Origin of the sequence: Phyllobacterium sp. 628, assembly GCF_014189505.1 — a bacterium.
Classification (GTDB): Bacteria; Pseudomonadota; Alphaproteobacteria; order Rhizobiales; family Rhizobiaceae; genus Phyllobacterium.
The window spans coordinates 2,481,503-2,499,244 of record NZ_CP050301.1; the positions used below are offsets into that span (position 1 = coordinate 2,481,503).

18 protein-coding genes and 1 pseudogene are annotated in these 17,742 nt (G+C 55.4%); 10 read left to right on the top strand and 9 right to left on the bottom strand.

The window, feature by feature from the left end; all coding sequences use genetic code 11:
- Positions 1 to 45: 45 nt before the first annotated feature.
- The 3 genes from copC (at position 46) to HB779_RS13730 (ending at position 1,993) form a co-directional block, all read left to right on the top strand.
- A complete protein-coding gene (gene copC, locus HB779_RS13720) occupies positions 46 to 417 on the top strand; it encodes a copper homeostasis periplasmic binding protein CopC (RefSeq protein WP_188342919.1) in 372 nt (123 codons plus the stop codon).
- Positions 417 to 1,301 (top strand): copper homeostasis membrane protein CopD, encoded by an 885-nt coding sequence (copD, locus tag HB779_RS13725; RefSeq protein WP_188342920.1) that lies wholly within the window; start codon positions 417 to 419, stop codon positions 1,299 to 1,301. The genes copC and copD overlap by 1 nt, the downstream gene beginning before the upstream one ends.
- Positions 1,302 to 1,717: 416 nt before the next feature.
- Positions 1,718 to 1,993 carry a hypothetical protein gene (locus tag HB779_RS13730; RefSeq protein ID WP_188342921.1) on the top strand — a complete coding sequence of 92 codons (276 nt, stop codon included), beginning with the start codon at positions 1,718 to 1,720 and terminating at the stop codon, positions 1,991 to 1,993.
- A 10-nt stretch (positions 1,994 to 2,003) separates the two neighbouring features.
- Here the strand turns inward: HB779_RS13730 and HB779_RS13735 are convergent, their stop codons facing one another.
- Positions 2,004 to 2,726 carry a class I SAM-dependent methyltransferase gene (locus tag HB779_RS13735; protein WP_188342922.1) on the bottom strand — a complete coding sequence of 241 codons (723 nt, stop codon included), beginning with the start codon at positions 2,724 to 2,726 and terminating at the stop codon, positions 2,004 to 2,006.
- 261 nt (positions 2,727 to 2,987) lie between these two features.
- On the opposite strand from HB779_RS13735, the gene HB779_RS13740 reads away from it, so the two are divergent.
- From HB779_RS13740 to HB779_RS13750, 3 genes are all read left to right on the top strand, one after another.
- The gene (locus tag HB779_RS13740; protein ID WP_244642365.1) at positions 2,988 to 4,241 is read left to right on the top strand and encodes a hypothetical protein; all 1,254 of its coding nucleotides are present in this window, start codon (positions 2,988 to 2,990) and stop codon (positions 4,239 to 4,241) included.
- Positions 4,242 to 4,402: 161 nt separating this feature from the next.
- On the top strand, positions 4,403 to 5,983 hold the full coding sequence (locus tag HB779_RS13745) for a bifunctional diguanylate cyclase/phosphodiesterase (RefSeq protein ID WP_188342923.1): 1,581 nt from the start codon (positions 4,403 to 4,405) through the stop codon (positions 5,981 to 5,983).
- Between the two features lie 166 nt (positions 5,984 to 6,149).
- The gene (locus HB779_RS13750; RefSeq protein WP_188342924.1) at positions 6,150 to 7,025 is read left to right on the top strand and encodes an aldo/keto reductase; all 876 of its coding nucleotides are present in this window, start codon (positions 6,150 to 6,152) and stop codon (positions 7,023 to 7,025) included.
- A gap of 55 nt (positions 7,026 to 7,080) precedes the next feature.
- Here the strand turns inward: HB779_RS13750 and HB779_RS13755 are convergent, their stop codons facing one another.
- The 4 genes from HB779_RS13755 to HB779_RS13770 form a co-directional block, all read right to left on the bottom strand.
- Positions 7,081 to 7,806 carry an amino acid ABC transporter ATP-binding protein gene (locus tag HB779_RS13755; RefSeq protein WP_188342925.1) on the bottom strand — a complete coding sequence of 242 codons (726 nt, stop codon included), beginning with the start codon at positions 7,804 to 7,806 and terminating at the stop codon, positions 7,081 to 7,083.
- Positions 7,784 to 8,443 carry an amino acid ABC transporter permease gene (locus HB779_RS13760; RefSeq protein WP_188342926.1) on the bottom strand — a complete coding sequence of 220 codons (660 nt, stop codon included), beginning with the start codon at positions 8,441 to 8,443 and terminating at the stop codon, positions 7,784 to 7,786. The genes HB779_RS13755 and HB779_RS13760 overlap by 23 nt, the downstream gene beginning before the upstream one ends.
- Positions 8,440 to 9,111 (bottom strand): amino acid ABC transporter permease, encoded by a 672-nt coding sequence (locus HB779_RS13765; protein ID WP_188342927.1) that lies wholly within the window; start codon positions 9,109 to 9,111, stop codon positions 8,440 to 8,442. Before HB779_RS13765 ends, HB779_RS13760 begins: the two co-directional genes overlap by 4 nt.
- 69 nt (positions 9,112 to 9,180) lie before the next feature.
- Complete coding sequence (locus tag HB779_RS13770; protein WP_244642647.1) at positions 9,181 to 9,930, bottom strand: transporter substrate-binding domain-containing protein; 750 nt, start codon at positions 9,928 to 9,930, stop codon at positions 9,181 to 9,183.
- A gap of 292 nt (positions 9,931 to 10,222) precedes the next feature.
- On the opposite strand from HB779_RS13770, the gene HB779_RS13775 reads away from it, so the two are divergent.
- From HB779_RS13775 to HB779_RS13785, 3 genes are all read left to right on the top strand, one after another.
- Positions 10,223 to 10,432: a molybdopterin-binding protein gene (locus HB779_RS13775; RefSeq protein ID WP_188342929.1), complete on the top strand. Its 210-nt coding sequence runs from the start codon at positions 10,223 to 10,225 to the stop codon at positions 10,430 to 10,432.
- 165 nt (positions 10,433 to 10,597) lie between these two features.
- A complete protein-coding gene (locus HB779_RS13780; protein WP_188342930.1) occupies positions 10,598 to 12,373 on the top strand; it encodes a serine hydrolase in 1,776 nt (591 codons plus the stop codon).
- A 103-nt stretch (positions 12,374 to 12,476) separates the two neighbouring features.
- Positions 12,477 to 13,397 (top strand): helix-turn-helix domain-containing GNAT family N-acetyltransferase, encoded by a 921-nt coding sequence (locus HB779_RS13785; protein WP_188342931.1) that lies wholly within the window; start codon positions 12,477 to 12,479, stop codon positions 13,395 to 13,397.
- A 23-nt stretch (positions 13,398 to 13,420) separates the two neighbouring features.
- Here HB779_RS13785 and HB779_RS13790 read toward each other — a convergent pair whose 3' ends face one another.
- Positions 13,421 to 13,747, bottom strand: a complete 327-nt coding sequence (locus HB779_RS13790; protein ID WP_188342932.1) for a hypothetical protein — start codon at positions 13,745 to 13,747, stop codon at positions 13,421 to 13,423.
- Between the two features lie 309 nt (positions 13,748 to 14,056).
- Between HB779_RS13790 and HB779_RS13795 the strand changes: the two genes are divergently transcribed.
- Positions 14,057 to 14,419 (top strand): DUF6481 family protein, encoded by a 363-nt coding sequence (locus tag HB779_RS13795; protein WP_188342933.1) that lies wholly within the window; start codon positions 14,057 to 14,059, stop codon positions 14,417 to 14,419.
- 10 nt (positions 14,420 to 14,429) lie between these two features.
- Here HB779_RS13795 and HB779_RS13800 read toward each other — a convergent pair whose 3' ends face one another.
- The 3 genes and pseudogenes from HB779_RS13800 to HB779_RS13810 form a co-directional block, all read right to left on the bottom strand.
- On the bottom strand, positions 14,430 to 14,942 hold the full coding sequence (locus HB779_RS13800; protein ID WP_188342934.1) for a DUF1993 family protein: 513 nt from the start codon (positions 14,940 to 14,942) through the stop codon (positions 14,430 to 14,432).
- Positions 14,943 to 14,998: 56 nt separating this feature from the next.
- The gene (locus tag HB779_RS13805) at positions 14,999 to 16,066 is read right to left on the bottom strand and encodes an ABC transporter ATP-binding protein (RefSeq protein ID WP_188342935.1); all 1,068 of its coding nucleotides are present in this window, start codon (positions 16,064 to 16,066) and stop codon (positions 14,999 to 15,001) included.
- A pseudogene (locus HB779_RS13810) lies at positions 16,063 to 17,605 on the bottom strand (ABC transporter permease). Before HB779_RS13810 ends, HB779_RS13805 begins: the two are co-directional and overlap by 4 nt.
- Positions 17,606 to 17,742 lie beyond the last annotated feature (137 nt).

Below are 17,742 nucleotides of genomic sequence, written 5' to 3' on the forward strand. Positions count from 1 at the left end.
GTATTGCGCTTTAAACAACATTGCCATCATTCAGAAGGAATTTTCATGTCGCAGCTCGCCCGTATTTTTGCTGTTGCAGCCATTGTCAGCACCGGACTGGCAGGCGAGGCTTTGGCCCACGCCCACCTGAAATCGGCCACTCCGGCCGAAAATGCCACGGTTACAGCCTCACCGAACGAGATCGATCTGACATTTTCAGAAGGTATCAATCTTAAATTCTCCGGCGCCACTGTATCGAGCTCGGATAAGACGGCTGTCTCAATCGGGTTGGCCAAGCTTGCCGCCGGCGATGACATGACTTTGGTGGTTCCCGTCACCAAGCCATTGTCAGCGGGCAAATACACCGTCGATTGGCACGCACTTTCGACCGATGGGCATAAAAGCAAAGGCAGCTACAGCTTTACTGTAAAACCCTGATGAATCCCGAAGCCGCGCTCATTCTTTGCAGGTTCGTGCACAATGTGTCTGCGCTGTTCCTGTGGGGCGCGTTCGCGTATGTGACATTGCTTGTTCCCGAAGACCTCGCTTTCGATATCGGCCAGCGTCTGCAAATCAGCCGGAATATCGCTATCATTACGGCTGTTCTGACGACGGCGCTGGCTTTGCCGCTGCAGGCCGGGTTGATTGGGGACGGGTGGATCGATGCAGTCGATATCACAACGATCCGCGCCGTCCTGTTGGAAACCAGTGTCGGTCACGGTTGGCTGATACAAGCCATTGCCGCACTTCTGCTATTGCCGGCACTGCTCCTGCCACTACGCAAGGCGCATAAAGTGACCGTCGCAGCATCAGGTTTGCTGCTGGCGGGGCTGGCTTTTACCGGACATGCGACCATGCAGGAGGGCTGGACCGGGTTTGCTCATCGTATCAACGATATCGTCCATGTGCTTTCCGGTGGCGCATGGCTTGGAGCACTCGTTCCGGTCATGCTGGTTCTGCGCAATTTGCGCCAGCCCGAATTGCGCGATGAAGCGCAGAGCGCATTGATGCGGTTTTCTAGGGCTGGCCATATCGCCGTGGCGCTGGTGATCGCCTCCGGTCTTATCAATACATTTCTTGTTCTCGGACGTTTTCCAACAGACTGGTCATCGTCATATCAGGCGCTGCTTGCGCTGAAAATTATTCTGGTGGCCATTCTGGTGGGGCTTGCGATCATCAATCGCTATGTTTTTGTTCCCCGTATGCGCATCCACGAAAGCAGTTCTGTCCGGGCTATTGCCTATGGAACGATAGCGGAAATCGCGCTCGGTTTCGTCGTCATCGGCCTCGTTGCATGGTTTGGTATGCTCGAACCTGTCTGATAGTCTCGCCAGGGTACAGGTGAAATTGGTGCTGGTGTCACATTTGGCTGTCCCAAATCATCTTCGGCGCAGACATTCAACGGCGGCTTGCTTCTGCTCGATTCGACAGCCCAGCGTTTGTTGGCAGACTACCGGTGCCGCGCCTTCCCACCCAAAACGCAATCATGTTCTAGAATGGTCCGGAGAACCGGAATCCAGTGCCCGTATTGGCCGCTGTTTTAACCGTGCTTTCGTTTCCGCCATTGCGCCGATGCCCTATGCTCCGGATCATCGCAAGTGGATTGCCAACGAAAAGTATAGCCGCCATGACCATTCGATCTCAAGAAAAGCCTGAAGGCGGCACGGCGGCGCTCCATTACCCGCAATTGGCGCTCGCGAGCAGAGTCAGGCATTCAAAGAAATCATCGAAGCGCACAATGAGCCAATATTTCAAGATCTTGTCGGATGTTGATGCCGCCAGAAATGAAGTTGAGAAGGCAAGACGCGCCGCCGATGACAGTCTCAATCGGGCCAAGTCTGCGCCGAAGCCGCACGAAATCACCAACCCGGCCTTTGTTGCGCTGTTCGAAGCGCATCAGCGGGACCGGGAAGTGCTGTTTGCTGCGATGCGGACATTCGATCGCGCACAGGAATCCTTGCAGTCGGTCGAGCAAAACACCATTTCAGTCGAGGATCACGGGGACCACAGCTAGAACGGGCATTTCAAAACGATAGCTGTTTTCGCCAGGCAAACCACGCTCCCCAGAACAGACTTGTAAAAAAGCATTCCGGCCGCTCAAAACCCGCACCATCAAGCAATTTGAAAACCGCATCTTCGGAATGCGGCGGATCGGCGCCCTGCAGAATTTTGCCGATCTTCGCTTTGACTTCCTCGCTCTTCCCACCGTGCATTCGCCAGCGCTCCCCCCAAGCGGTGAGCAGCAGTGGCTTACTGGCGTAGGCATAACGATTTCCGGCGAGAATAAGCGGACCACCTGGCGTGACGCGGTTTGCAATGGCCTTCAGGATGGCGCTTTTCGCCTCGTCACCCGGCAAATGATGCAGGACCCCAAGCATCATGGCGCCGTCGAAGGCCGCATCTTCTGCCAGCTTATCAAGTGTGCCCAGATTCAGTTCAACCCGGTCGCTGAGTCCCTGCGCCTTGAGACGCTCAGTGGCAAGTGCAAGCATCGGTTCCGAAGGATCGACCCCAACGAATGTCCATGTTGGTTCGATCCGGGAAACCGCAATTACTTCCTGTGCCGTGCCGCCGACACCCACAACCAGAATACGCCGATCTCCGCCAGTACCGAGTGCCGCAGCCAGGATACAGGCCGCAAGCTCATGGCAAGCCTCATAGCCAGCCAAAGCGATACGGCTCTGAGTTTCGTATTCGGCAGCTCGTGAACTATCGAATTTTTTGGCGGCTTGATCTGTTTGAGACATCCACGTTCTCCATGAAGGGAATACAACGAATGAGGCATTCCCGACTTAACCAGAAAGAGCCATTACGGTCGTACACTTTTCACCCAGAAACAAGATTGTCAGGTCAACGCCGATGTATTCCGGTCCCACAGAGCAGAGGCAGCCAAATTGACGCCTGCAATCTAGGCGTGAATAATCGGGTTAGTTGATTGTATTTAGCAGACTTTCGCCTGCCACAAGCTTATCAGTCGTTGTCAGGATCAATGACAACGGAAAATCTGCGTGAAAAAACTTATTTCCTTGGTTGTGGCCGCGAGTTTCGCCTGCCTCAGCCTTTCGGTCACCGCCCGGGCGGACAATACGGCAACCGAACTCTTCCAGAAATATCTTGGCAATGGCCGTATTGGCGAGGCAGACGAGCAATTGCTGGCGCTTGCAGCAAAGGCCAGCAACAATGCCGATGCGCAGCTCGGCCTTGGTCTGGTTCGCTCGGCGCGTGCCTTCGAAAAGCTCTCGCAATCGCTATATCGCTACGGCTTTGCTTCAAAATCTGATGGCTATGAAATGTATTTTGGCCGGGGTTCAGGCGAAATTGCCAGGAACTACAATCCTGAACCAATCACCTACGAGCAGTTTCGCGGCATTCTGGCAACGTTCATTGCCGACCTCGATTCTGCCGACAAGGCGCTTGCTGCCGTCGGTGACAAGCCGGCAAAGCTGAAGGTTGATCTTTCTGTCGCGCGCTTCGACTGGAACGGTGACGGGCAGGTTGGTCCCCAAGATCATTTCGGCATGGCAATCTCGGATCATGATGAGAATGGTAATATAAAGCCTTTCATTGTTGGTTTCGACACGGCCGATGCGAAATGGCTGCAGGGCTATTGCAACATCATGATGGCTGTTGCCAAGGCGTGGCTGTCGCATGACTTTTCCGAAAGCTGGAACGGCAGTTTCAGTGTCGTATTCCCGAAGGCTGTCTCCACCATGGCTGAGGCCAATGGCAAAGGTGCCGAAGAAGAAACCATGTTCGGCGTCAACAAAGCCCAGGCCGATGATATCGCCGACTTCATCACGCTCGTGCATACGATACGCTGGCCCGTCGCGGATAAGGTCATGTGGAGCGAGGTTCGCGGCCATCTGAAAAAGGTCATCCAGTTGAACCGGGAGACATGGGCTCTGATCGACAAGGAAACCGATGACGACCACGAATGGCTGCCAGGACCAAAGCAGAAGAGCGGCGTCCTGCCGTCATTCGACGTTACACCCGAGCGAATTCAGGCGTGGCTTGCCGTGCTGACGCAGTTTGAAGCTGCGCTCGACGGCAAGGTTCTTGTGCCGCACTGGCGCTTCGACAAAGGCATCAATCTTGCCAAAATATTTGACGATCCCCGTCCTTTTGATTTGGTACTTTGGGTAACCGGTCCTGCCGCCGTACCCTACCTTCAGGACGGACCAGCAATGAGCAGCGGCGACTGGAGCCGGATCACAGGTATCTTTGAAGGAAATTTTGCCTCTTACGCGTTTTATTTTAACTGAGCCAGTAACAGCACAGACACAGATTGTCGGCGGCCATTGCAACGTTCGTATGTGAAATTAGCCATTCCCATACGACCTTGTGATGGCTTCCCGATGTGTTGGGTATAGAATATGTAGCGCAAACCTTATCCAAAGCCGGAAAGGCAGGACCCTAAATAGGCATGCAACATGGAAACCAACCCAATGGCCCCGCACGGGCTTCTTCACGTTTCTGGAATTTCATCGTGCGCCACCGCGTAAGCATACAGGATCTCGGTCTTCTGCTGGCTGTCCTTCTGGTCTTGGCCTATGTGGCATTTCAGATCGATATCTTTGAAACTGAAGGCTCGGTCAGTTCCGGCGAGCTTATGATCGAGCTGGATGAATCACTGCTGCTGGGCTGCTTTCTTGCACTTGGGCTGCTTGTGTTCGCTACACGCCGCTACATCGCGCAAAAGCGTGAGACTGTGCGCCGTATCAAAGCGGAACAGGAAGTGCGTATTCTGGCCTATCAGGATCCGCTGACCGGTCTGGCAAACCGCCGGCAATTCAAGGAAACCTTGAAGATAATCGCCGCTTCACCACCACGCTCCGGCGCGGCGCATGCGGTGATCATACTTGACCTCAACGGCTTCAAGCAGATCAACGACGCCTATGGTCATGGTGTTGGCGACGATGTGCTCGTCATCATTGGTCAACGATTGCAGAGAGCCATTCGTGAGGGTGATCTTCTCGCACGCCTTGGCGGCGACGAATTTATTGTTCTGGCTCAGCATCTTGCGGGGCCGGAAGCTGCCGCCAATATTGCCATGCGAATCGTCGAAGAATTGCGTGAGCCCATAAAGATTGGTTCGATCCATTATGAAGCGGGTGCCGGTATCGGCATCGCATTGTTGCCGATGGACGCTCAGTCCGGCGACGAAGCCGTCCGCAAGGCCGACGTTGCTTTATATCGTGCCAAGACAGAGCGCCGTTCAGCATTCCGGTTTTTTGAAGAAGATATGGACCGGCTGGTGCAGGAACGCGATCAACTGGAACGGGATTTGCGCGCGGCCGTCGCCGCCGACGAGATCAATGTGCGCTTTCGCCCGTCATTCGATCTGCGCTCCGGCAAGGTTATCGGTTTCGAGGCTGTCCCAAGCTGGATGACCGCCGATGGCACGGAAGTGCCGCCGGACCGCTTTCTGCCGGTCGCTGAGGAAACGGGGCTGATCTATGCCATTGGTCAGCGCATTTTTGAAAAAGCCTTCATTGCAGCCAGACAGTGGCCGTCGAATGTTACCCTTTCGATCGACGTGCTGCCGGGTCAACTCCGCGACCGCGAGTTTGGCAAAACCATCCTCGAGCTTTTGCAATCGACCGGCTTGTCTGCCCGGCAATTGGACATTGAAATCACCGAAAGCCTTGTCGTGCAGGATCTGGAAGCGGCAAAGCTGGCGCTGGGGCCGTTGCGTGCCGCCGGTGTGCGGTTGACGCTCGACAATTTCGGCACCGGCTACTCCAATCTCTACCATATTCAGGAATTCAAGCTCGACAAGATCAAGATCGACCGGCGCTTCATCGAGAACATGAACGAGGAAGAGACGGCCAAAATGGTACGGGCGCTGGCAGGCCTCGGGCAGGGGCTGGGTCTGGTGGTCAGCGCTGACGGGCTGGAGGGCAGCGCCAACAGCGAGACTCTGCTGAAATCCGGCGTCGATCAATGGCAGTCTTCCGGTGATTTTGTGACCCTCGAAGAAACTGAAAGATTCTTCAAGGCTTAAATCCGTCTCCAACCATCCTATATGTATCGAGAGCGCACGATACGATGCGGCAATGCTGCTGGCTGCGTATTCGTGTTTATGCTCGTTCAATCTGCAAGCTTTCGGCTCTCGACAGATTTTCCTCATTTTCATTGAGCATCAAAATTCAAACGAAAGAGCTGTGACCATGTCTCAATCTACAGCATCCCAATCCGGTACATTCAAAATCGGCGGCGACATCCAGATCAACCGGCTCGGCTTTGGTGCCATGCGCATCACCGGCCGCGGCATCTGGGGCGAACCGGCTGACCGGGCCGAAGCGATCCGCACCTTGCAGCGCCTGCCGGAACTCGGCGTAAACTTCATCGATACGGCAGATTCTTATGGGCCGGATGTATCCGAACAATTGATCCGCGAAGCACTGCATCCCTATGGCAATATTCTCGTGGCGACCAAGGCTGGTCTTACCCGCTCCGGTCCGGACCGTTGGGCGCCCGATGGCCGGCCGGATTATCTGATCCAGCAAGCGCATAAGAGTCTCGACAAACTTGGCGTCAAGCAGATCGGCCTCTGGCAACTGCACCGGATCGATTCAAAAGTGGCGCGTGATGACCAATTCGGTGCGATTAAGTCGCTGCTCGATGACGGCACGATTCGCCACGCGGGCCTGAGCGAAGTGACCGTAGCGGAGATTGAAGCCGCATCGAAGTTCTTCAAAGTAGCCACAGTGCAGAACCGGTACAATCTCGTCGATCGGGGAAGTGAAGAGGTTTTGGAATATTGTACCAAGCAGGGCATTGGCTTCATCCCTTGGTATCCGCTGGCTGCGGGCGATCTGGCAAAACCTGGTTCTCTGCTCGATACAATTGCGGCGAAACACGAGGCAACGCCAAGTCAGATCGCGCTGGCTTGGGTCCTCAAGCGCAGTCCGGTCATTTTGCCTATTCCCGGCACGTCCAAGGTCAAGCATCTCGAGGAAAATATCGATGCTGCCAAAATCAAGCTCTCTGACGACGAGTTTGAGGCATTGGACCGCGAGGGTAAGGCGTATTCCGGACGCTAGCTTTTATCTGAGAAGGCCCCGTTTGAGCGGGGCCTTTTTATTTACGGCAATATAGTCAGTGCACGCCGAGAAATTGCTTGAGTTCCGGTGTCTTTGGATTAGCAAAAACATCTTCCGGCTTGCCGATCTCATGCACACGGCCCTCATGCATGAAGACCACCCGGCTGCAGACATCGCGGGCAAATTTCATTTCATGCGTGACCATAAGCAAAGTCATGCCTTCCGACGCCAGTTCGCGCACGACCGCCAGCACTTCGGCCACAAGTTCGGGATCAAGCGCCGAAGTGATCTCGTCGCAAAGCAGGGCGATAGGCTGCATGGCCAAGGCCCGGGCAATGGCCACCCGTTGCTGCTGCCCGCCCGACAATTCGTCGGGAAATGCATCATATTTGTGCGCAAGACCAACGCGCTCGAGCATCTTGCGGGCCATCGCTTCGGCCGCCGCTTTTGGCGTTTTCTTGACCACCATCTGTGACAGCATGACATTGCCGCCCGCCGTCAGATGCGGGAAAAGATTGAACTGCTGAAAAATCATGCCGACCTTCAGCCGCAATGCTTTGAGATGCAGCTCATCCGGCAACAATTGTGCCCCTGCCACGGCGATGGAGCCATCATCGATCATTTCCAGACCATTGATACAGCGCAGCAGCGTGGATTTGCCCGATCCGCTCTTGCCGATAATGGCGATGACCTCGCCGGGATCGATATCGATGTTGATACCCTTGAGCACTTCGTTTGATCCGAATCTCTTGCGGACTTCAGTGACTTCGATGAGCGACATTGAGCTTCCTCTCCAGAATCTGGCTGCATTTCGACAGCGGCCAGCACAGGGCAAAATAGATCAGGGCGACAAGTCCATAGACGGTGAACGGCTGGAAGGTGGCATTGGTGACGATGGTTCCGGCCTTCGACAGCTCAACGAAACCAATGATCGAGGTGAGGGCGGTGCCCTTGACGATCTGTACGGAAAAGCCAACCGTCGGTGGCACCGCGATCTTCAGCGCCTGCGGGATGACGACGTAGCGCATTTGCTGAACATAACCCATGCCAAGGCTGGCCGAGGCTTCCCATTGGCCCTTGGCAACTGATTGTACGCAGCCGCGCCAGATTTCGGCGAGGAACGCGGCAGACCAGAGGATGAGGGCGAAACCGGCGGCAAGCCATGCGGGCACATCCACACCAAAGAGGCCAAGGCCAAAGAAGGCCAGAAACAGCTGCATCAGCAAAGGCGTGCCTTGAAACAGTTCGACATAATATTTGGCAATGAACTGAAAGACGCGCCGCCGTCCGATCCGCATGAACAACAGCAATGTCGCAACCAGCCCGCCGCCGATAAAGGAGACGAGCGAAAGCAGCACCGTCCAACGGGTCGCAAGCAGCAGATTACGGACAATGTCCCAGAGGGAGAATTCGGTCATTGGCGCACCCTCCTCGGGAATATCAACTTGCCGGTAAGAACAAGGATTTGCCTTAGGGCGATAGCCAGAACCAGATAGATTGCTGTTGATATGAAATAGGCCTCGAAAGCCCTGAATGTGCGGGACTGGATGAAATTGGCGGCAAATGTCAGGTCTTCGGCCGCGATTTGCGATACCACTGAAGAACCGAGCATGACGATGATGACCTGTGATGTCAGCGCCGGCCAGATCCGTTCCAGCGATGGCACAAGCACCACATGCCGAAACGTTTCGAAAGGCGACATGGCAAGGCTGGCCCCGGCTTCGAACTGCCCGCGCGGCGTTGCCTGTATCCCCGCCCGGATGATCTCACAGCTATATGCACCAAGGTTGATGATCATGGCCAGATTGGCGGCCTGTAATTCACTCATCTGCACGCCGAGCGACGGCAGCCCAAAGAAGATGAAAAACAGCTGGATCAGAAACGGCGTGTTACGGATCAGCTCGACATAGGCGGTGACAGGCGGACGCAGCCATTTCGGACCCAGACTTCGCACCCAGGCACAGGCGATACCCAGCGCGATGCCGACGACAGCACCGATGGCGATCAGTTGGATGGTGATGAGCAGGCCCTTGACGAAGACCGGCCAATATTGCGCCAGCCAGCTATAATCAAACACATATTTCAATAGGACACCCCGTCCGCTTGAATGAATGAAACACCATCCCGCCGGGGCAGGATGGTGCGCGCGAGGCGCTTAGAGGTCGGCAGGAATGGCAGCGCCCAGCCATTTCTGCGAAATGGTGTTGAGCGAACCATCTGTCTTGGCCGCCGCGATGATGCCGTTGACCTTTTCCAGAAGCTGCGGCTCGTTCTTGTTGAGACCGATATAGCAGGGCGAGTTCTTGATCAGGAATTTCAGTTCCGGCCGCTTGGGCGGGTTCTTGGCGAGAATTGCCGCGGCAACCACATTGCCCGTCGCGACAATTTCCACCTGACCGGACAGGAAGGCTGAGATTGTGCCATTATTGTCTTCGTAGCGCTTGATCACACTGTCGGCAGGCACGATCTTGGTAAGTTCCAGATCTTCGATGGCACCGCGGGTGACACCGATTGTCTTGCCCGCCAGATCCTCTGCCTTGGACGCAGTCACGCTTGCCGGCGCAAAGACACCATTGAAGAACGGGGCATAGGGCTTCGTGAAATCGATGACGGCCTCACGCTCAGCGTTCTTGCCAAGGCTGGAGATTACCAGATCAACCTTGTTGGTCTGGAGATAGGGAATGCGATTGGCACTGGTCACCGGAACGAGTTCCGTCTTGACGCCCAGCTTATCGCCAATAAGTTTGGCCATGTCGATGTCATACCCCATGGGGGTCATGTCGCTGCTCACACTGCCAAAAGGCGGGAAATCCTGTGGTACCGCCACGCGAAGCACACCGCGAGCTGTGATTTCGCTCAAAGCATCGGCCGAGGCTGTTCCCGCAATACATAGTGATCCCAGCATAAGGATCGCGGTGCCAAAACCTGTGAGCAATTGTCTGCGTTTCATCTGTAAGTTTCCCGTTGCAATGATTGTCAGACAGCGCGAAGCAAGTCCTGTGCCAAGCGCAAAACCATAAGTTGTGTTTGGGGTGCTGGCTGATGAAAATGACGAAGATGCAGTTTTTATAGGCAACAAGCCGTAATTGCCCAAGGTTTATGCGAAATTGTATCGCAACGTTTATGCCTGCAAAGCGCGCGATCAATCTTGTAAAGGCCGCAGAGCCAACTAAGGTGGCGGCAAAAGGAGAAACATCATGAAAATCAGCGCACGCAATCGCCTCAAAGGAACCATCGTTGAGGTTACCAAGGGCGCAACAACTGCCCATGTCCGTATTGACGTCGGCGGTTCGATTGTCACCGCATCGATTACCAACGAAGCTGTTGACGAGCTTGGGTTGAAGGCTGGCGGCAGCGCTTATGCTGTGGTGAAGGCATCGGATGTCATGGTTGCGGTCGACGACTGATTGCTGCAATCTGCCGACAAAATGAAAGGTGCCGCCATGCGCGGCATCATTCGATTTATGTGAAACGAACTTCGGAATTCGACAAGCAATCGCGTCTTGTCCTGATAAGCTCACCGGACGTGCAGGCCCAGCCACAGCCATGCGCAGCAAAACAGGGAGTGGTTGATGGTTCGCATCCGATGGATATCCGCATGCACGCTGGCTGCCTGTTTGGCATTGTCGGGGACAGCGCGAGCACAGGATTTGCCAACACAAGTCTCTGTTGCGCAGATGACGGCGGGGAACGGGGATACCAAGCTCGTCGCTAATGTGTCGTTCCTGCCATCGGCTGATGCGGCAGAAGCCTATTTGCCGTTCACGGGTACCATCAATATCCCTGAAGCAGCCATGGTCACCGAACCGGCAAAGTTCAAAAGCAATGCCGTTCTGGGCAAGGACCCGCAAATATTTCCGGCAGTGTCCCTGTCTTTCATTACCTATGAGAGCGATCTGGTTCCGGTCCAGCAGGACCTTATACGCATCGGCTCGACCGCCAACGGGCGCAGCTTCTGGGATATGATCGTGCAGCCGGGAAAGGTCTGGTCGGAACCGGACGATGATGGCTGGTCGCGTGCTTCGTTCCCGTTCCAGCTGGTCAATTCGCTCGAAGGGGAAACCCATACCGGCATTGCCCTGTTCCTGTACAAGGAGGGCGAAATTTCCAATCTGCGCTACCAGATCGTGCAGCAGACTGCGCCGTTCTATGTCGAAGACTATTTCACCGCAGCTGGTTATCTCAGGGTAACATATGATGGTGATGACATCGCGGCTTCCTCTGATGCGCGTGACGCCTATGCGCGGGCACAGGCGGATGCGGAAAAGCTTGGCACATGGGCTGAGCTGGAAGCCAAAGTCGGCAAGGAAAAGCTCGAGGGCTTTGACAGTACGATCCCACCAAATGAACTCGTGCTTGATGGGTTGATGCTGGACAATATCTTTTATCTGAAATCCTGTCCGACCCCCATGGGGGAATTGCCCTATTGTAACCGGCAGCGCTTTGGCGTGTGGTCAGTAACCAAGGCAGCAGCCAATGCCGTTGCCATGCTCCGGATTGCGGAAAAATATGGGCCGCAAATCTTCGACACGAAAATCACAGACTACATAAGCGAGGCCAAGGATGTGCCCGGCTGGCAGACTGTGACGTTCGGCGACGCGCTGAACATGGCGACCGGGATGGGCTACGGTTCGCCCAATGCTGAACCGGTCAGTATTACCGAACCGCTCGGCAATGGCGGCTATGCACCTTGGTTCGAGGCACGGACGGAAAAAGACAAGATTGCTACGCTGTTGAAGCAGGCAAAACCCTATGCTTGGGGACCAGGCAAGATAGCACGCTACCGCGACGAGGACATGTTTTTGCTGGGCGTTGCGATGACGCGTTTTCTCAAGCAAAAGGAAGGCCCATCGGCCAATGTCTGGGATTTCCTCGTGAAAGAGGTTTATCAGCCAATCGGCATCCATGTGGCGGCAATCAACAAGACCATTGAGGCCAATCCCACTGATGATCAGCCGCTGATGGCTTTTGGTTATTATCCAACCATCGGTGATCTGGTGAAAATAGCCAGGCTCTATCAGAACGGCGGCAAGCTCGGTGACACACAAATCCTGAATGCGGAAAAACTCGCTGACATATTGCCGTCTGCGCAACCGGTAGGCCTTCCCACAGGATCAGCCGAGCGGCCATTTTATCACAAGGCTTTCTGGCGCGGCCAGTTGCAGTCGGGCAATGGCTGTTCGGTAAGCTATCCGGTCATGTCTGGCTGGGGCATGAATTTTGTCTCGCTTATGCCAAAGGGTGTGACCACGATCCGGCTGGCCAAGGATTGGGATGGCAATGCGGGAGCATCGGATATGAGCAGTCTGGCGGGGACTGCCGACAAGCTGGTGAATTTCTGCCAATAGACCGGCGCCTCGTTGAATTTCACAGGTGGGTGCAGGTCGGCTGCCTTGCCATTAGTGTTGACTCAGTCAATACTTAAATCCTTCATGGAAGAAGGATACACCGATGTCGCAACCAATCGCTGAGATACGCAGTTTCAACCGTTTCTACACCCACATTATCGGCCTTTTGGACGAACATCTCACCAACAGCCCATTCTCGCTGCCGGAAGCACGTATCCTTTATGAACTGGCGCACGAGACGGCAAAAACGGCTGCTGATCTTTCGCGTTTGCTCAACATGGATACAGCGCAAATCAGCCGGATATTGACCCGTTTTCGGGCACGGCAACTCGTTAAAAGCACAGTCAGCACCGATCATGCCAAACAACGGATTTTGTCGTTGACCGAGGCTGGCCGCGCTGCCTTTGCCGCGTTGGACAAAAGCGCCGTGAAACAAGCCAAAGAGGTGCTGACGCCGCTTGATCCCGCCACGACGACACGGCTGACGAAATCGATGCGGGAAATAAGGTCAATCCTTGGTGGAGAACCGGAGCAATCGCCCAAGACATTCACATTGCGCGATCCTAGAGCCGGCGACCTTGGTTGGGTCGTGCACAGGCAAGCGGTGCTTTACAAACAGGAACACGAGCTGGATTGGACATTTGAGGGCCTGATCTCCGGAATTATCGGCAATTTCGTCGCGAATTTCGATCCCAAAAAAGAGCAGGCGTGGATTGCCGACCGTAATGGCGAGATAGCGGGATCGGTTTTTCTTATGCGCACTGATGATCCACAGATTGCAAAACTACGCATGCTCTATGTCGAACCAAGTGCACGGGGCCTGGGCATCGGTTCAGCTTTGGTCAAAGCCTGTATCGAACGTGCCCGCGAACTCGGCTATCTCCAAATGACCCTCTGGACCAACGATTTTCTGATTTCAGCCCGGCGCATTTATCTTGAGGCCGGGTTCAAGCTTGTCCACGAAGAAAGGCACCATTCCTTCGGACACGATCTTGTCGGTCAGACGTGGATGCTTGATCTCTAGAAGAAAGCCAGCGCAAGCGCTGACTATTTTTTCATGCGGCTCAAAAGCTCGCGTGCCACGCGCAGCACGTCTTTTTCTGCAATACCCACGGTCACATCTTCGACATCATCGATGGTTTCGCCATCAACAAGCCGGATCGGGTTGTGGCCTCTGGCAACAATCATCGTGCGCACGCGGCGTGGTATCGCTGGAAGCAGATAGCGTTTGACGCATTCGACCAGCACTTCGCGCTTGTTGGGAGCAAGCTTGCCCAGTTTTTCGCGCAACAGCGCGCCGAACATATTACCATCAGCAAAGCCAAATTTACTATCAAGATCAAATGCATGCAGTCGGTATTCAAAGTGAGCCATTGTGCTCTCCCCATAGCCATCTGCCGAGATTGGCAGTTTTTACGGCCTTGCTAGTCCCAGACATATGGTAACTGGCTCGACGGTTTACCCGTTCTTTTCTGCATCCATCGACACCGGATATTACAATGAGCCGGAAATATTGATAATTCAATCAGCGTTTAAGCCTGCTGTTTGTTGTCATGACGAGCCGGGTAGGTTACAGGGAGTAAATCTGCCTTGCCGCACAAAGCGGCGCGCCGCAGCTTAAAGAGCAAATGCTCTCTATGCCGCCAGCGGATATACAACGACCTAAACAAGGACTACCCCCGATTGAAACACCTCAATGAATTTGCCGATCGCCGCAAAGCTGCGGCTGAGGCCAAGCAATTGCTTCTCAAAAAGTTTGAAACGGCTCCCAAGCCGACTGATCCGGAAATGCAGGCAAAGCGTGCAGAACGGGAGGCCATCGCGGCCGCGCGCGAAGCACGCAATGCTGAACGCGCACGGTTGAAGCAGGAAGAACAGGACCGCAAGCTGGCGGAGGCGGCAGCAATTGCCGAGGCGGCCGCTGCTGAAGCGAACGCACAAAAGGCTGAAGCCAGCAACCGGATTGCCCGTGTCGTTGCTGATGAAGCCGAGCGCAAGGCTGAACGCGACCGGCGTTACGCTGCCCGGAAAGCCAGGCAGCGTTAAGCCCGAACAATCAGGCGGTGTAAGCGCCGAGATAATCCAGTTTGCCGATGGGAACACCATTGTGGCGCAGGATGTCGTGGGCCGTGGTGATATGGAAAAAGAAGTTCGGTAAAGCGAACTTCAACATATAGCCATGCCCATTCAGATGCGCCTTGTTCTCTCCAAAACTAAGCGTGACTTCCCGGTCATCGCTCCCGTCCAGCACCGTCGCATCCAATCCCTCAAGAAATGCCACAGTGTTGGCGATTCGGGTTTTCAGATCGGCGAAGCTTGCTTCATTGTCCGGAAAACTTGGTGTTTTGACGTCAGTCAAACGGCCGATAGTGGCTTTTGACGTGTCGCTGGCGCGTTGAATCTGTCCGGCGAAGGGCAGCATGTCAGGGGCAAGGCGCGCACTGAAAAGCACGGATGGATCGATCTTCTTTTCTGTCGCATAGGCCTCGGCCTTCGCGATCAGCGATGAAAGAATGGAAAAGCCGCGGATAAAGACCGGGACTGAAATCTGGTACATTGATATTGGCATGGGCGTTCCTTCTGGCGTTGTAACCGACCTGTTCTGCAGGCTCTGTAACTTACGGTCTAGCCAAATATATGCACCTTGCCAGTGACATCAATCCGTACGTGATCGCCCATTGCCGGAAGATTGATCGCAGAACTCCTGATCTGCATCGGTGGGCACGCGTTATCTGCACCAAGAACGGACAGAACCACATTGCAGACTGCGCCGCCGAACTCGATATCGGACACTTTCGCATAGCGCGTGTGGGCATCAGAATTTTGCAGTGCTTCGGCCTGTGCGACAGCGGTCAGTTTGAGTTGTTCCGGGCGCAACATGATGTCGGCGGCTCCACGCCGGTCACCCGTATCGGCGGCCACGCGGCCAAACGCCGATTGTGACCAGCCATCGCCAAGTTCAGCAGGCAGAATGATCGCATCGCCAAGAAAGGCTGCAGTGACGGGATCAACCGGCTTCAGATAAAGCTCGCGCGGCGACCCGGCCTGAACCAGTTTGCCTTGGCGCAGCACGGCCACCTGATCGGCAAAGGACAACGCTTCATTCTGATCATGCGTCACCAGAATCGTGGTAATTCCGGTTTTCTTCAGAACTGCCGCCACGGCCTTGCGCATGTTCTCCCGCAATCCTGTATCAAGCGCCGAGAAGGGCTCGTCCAGCAGCATAAGCCGTGGTTCGCGCGCCAAAGCCCGCGCCAGCGAAACGCGCTGCTGCTGTCCGCCGGAAAGCTGATGCGGACGCCGGTCCAGCATGATCCGATCCAGTTCTACCGTATCCATGAGTTCAAGAATGCGCTTGTGGCGATCCGGACTGCGCCGTTCGAGGCCAAAGCCGATATTGTCGGCAACACTCAAATGCGGAAACAAGGAACCATCCTGCGTCACGAACCCGATGCCGCGTCGGTGTGCCGGGATGATCGACGGCCCGTCGGCCAGAAGTTCACCGTCGAGCCGGATCGAACCGCTGTCTGGTGCTTCAAAACCTGCAATTATGCGCAGGAGCGTGGTCTTGCCTGATCCGGATGGACCGACAATCGCAGTGCGGCTGCCAGATGGAACTGTCAGGCTGATATCATCAACGGCGCATACCGGCCCGTAACGTTTGCTGGTCCGCTCTATGGCAAGAATAGTCATCGTCCAATAATCCGTTTCGATTGAGCATATAGCAAAAGGGTGAGCGGCAGGGACAATACGACCATCATCAGCGCATAGGGCGCTGCGGCGGCATAATCAATCTCGCTCGTCAGTGCCCAGAACTCTGTTGCCAGCGTGCGGGTGCCGTTGGGCGCCAGCATCAGGGTTGCCGTCAATTCATTGGTGATGCCAAGCGCAACGAGTGCCACACTTGCCGCAGCACCGGGCGCAGCAAGCCGCATGGTGATCTGCGAGACGGCCTGCACCGGCGTGCGGCCCAGCGCCATAGCCGCGCGTTCAAGCTCGACCGGTGCCTGCGCGATACTGGATCGCAGACCCACCAAAGCACGCGGCAGGAACAGCAATGCATAGGCTAGCAGCAGCGTTGCTGCGGTCTGATACAGCGGCAGCACAACGCGGACAGTGATTGTCACCAGCGCCAGTGCTACGACAACGCCGGGCAGGGAGCCGACATAATAGTGGCAGGCTTCAAGAATACGCTGGAAACGGCCCGTGGCCCGCACGGACAGCCACCCCATGGGGATAACGGCAATTGTTGCGAGCACAGCACCGGCAACGGCCAGTACAAGCGTCGAGCCGAACGCTGTACCGATCACATCCAGTTTCCATACGGATGTACCGCCAGCAATCAGCCATCGGCCGAGCGTGACAAAGGGGGACACCAAGCGCCAGCGCCGTTGTGATAAGGGGAATGAGCAGACATGGCAGTGTGAGCCAGCCCAATCGCTGTTTGGTAGCGGGACGGGCCGAACCGGAGCCAACACGCGCATATCGTTCATTGCCGCGCACGAGGGCTTCCAGTCCCAGCAGAGCCGCACAGCACAATACCAGCACGCCCGCCAGCATGTTCGCTGCGGCGCCGTTGAAGGTCGACTGGAATTGATCGACGATGGCTGTCGCGAATGTGTCAAAGCGGATCATGACGAAAAGGCCGTACTCCGCCAGAAGATGCAGGCCGATCAGCAGCGATCCGCCGCAAATGGCAAAGCGCAATTGCGGCAGCAGCACGCGGAAAAATACCCGCCAGGGTCCAAGACCCAGCGACGATCCGACATCTTCCATCGCCGGATCGACGCGGCGCAGTTGTGCGGCAACTGGCAGGTAGAGAAACGGGAAATAAGCCAGGACTGAAACCAGCACGCCGCCAGGCAGACCGTGCAGGGTGGGGACAAGACTGATCCAGGCATAGCTGTGGACGAAAGCTGGAACGGCCAAAGGCGCAACGGCCAGCCACGCCCAGATGCGTGCGCCGGGCAGATCGGTCCGTTCCGTCAGCCACGCAAGACTGACAGCAAGGATAATCGAAAGTGGAATTGTCCAGACTTCAAGCAGAACCGTATTGATGAGCAACTCGCCGACACGGGCACGAAACACCAGTTCCACGACGGTATCCCAGCCGGTCTGAATGGTAACCCAGATGACAAAGCCAAGGGGCAGAAGACTAATGAGGGCAACAAGCCCGGCCAAAATGAAAACCGGCAGAAATGGCAATCTTCGCGACCGCTTCAAAGAAACCAACGGCTGCGCTGCAGGAGTGGAATAAGCGCCAAGAGTTGGTGGGTTGAACGACAATTTGCTTTTGCTTTCATACGCATGACCGCGATGGGACAGAGTGATCAACGCACTCTTTAGCCGAAGAGAAATAAAACGACACC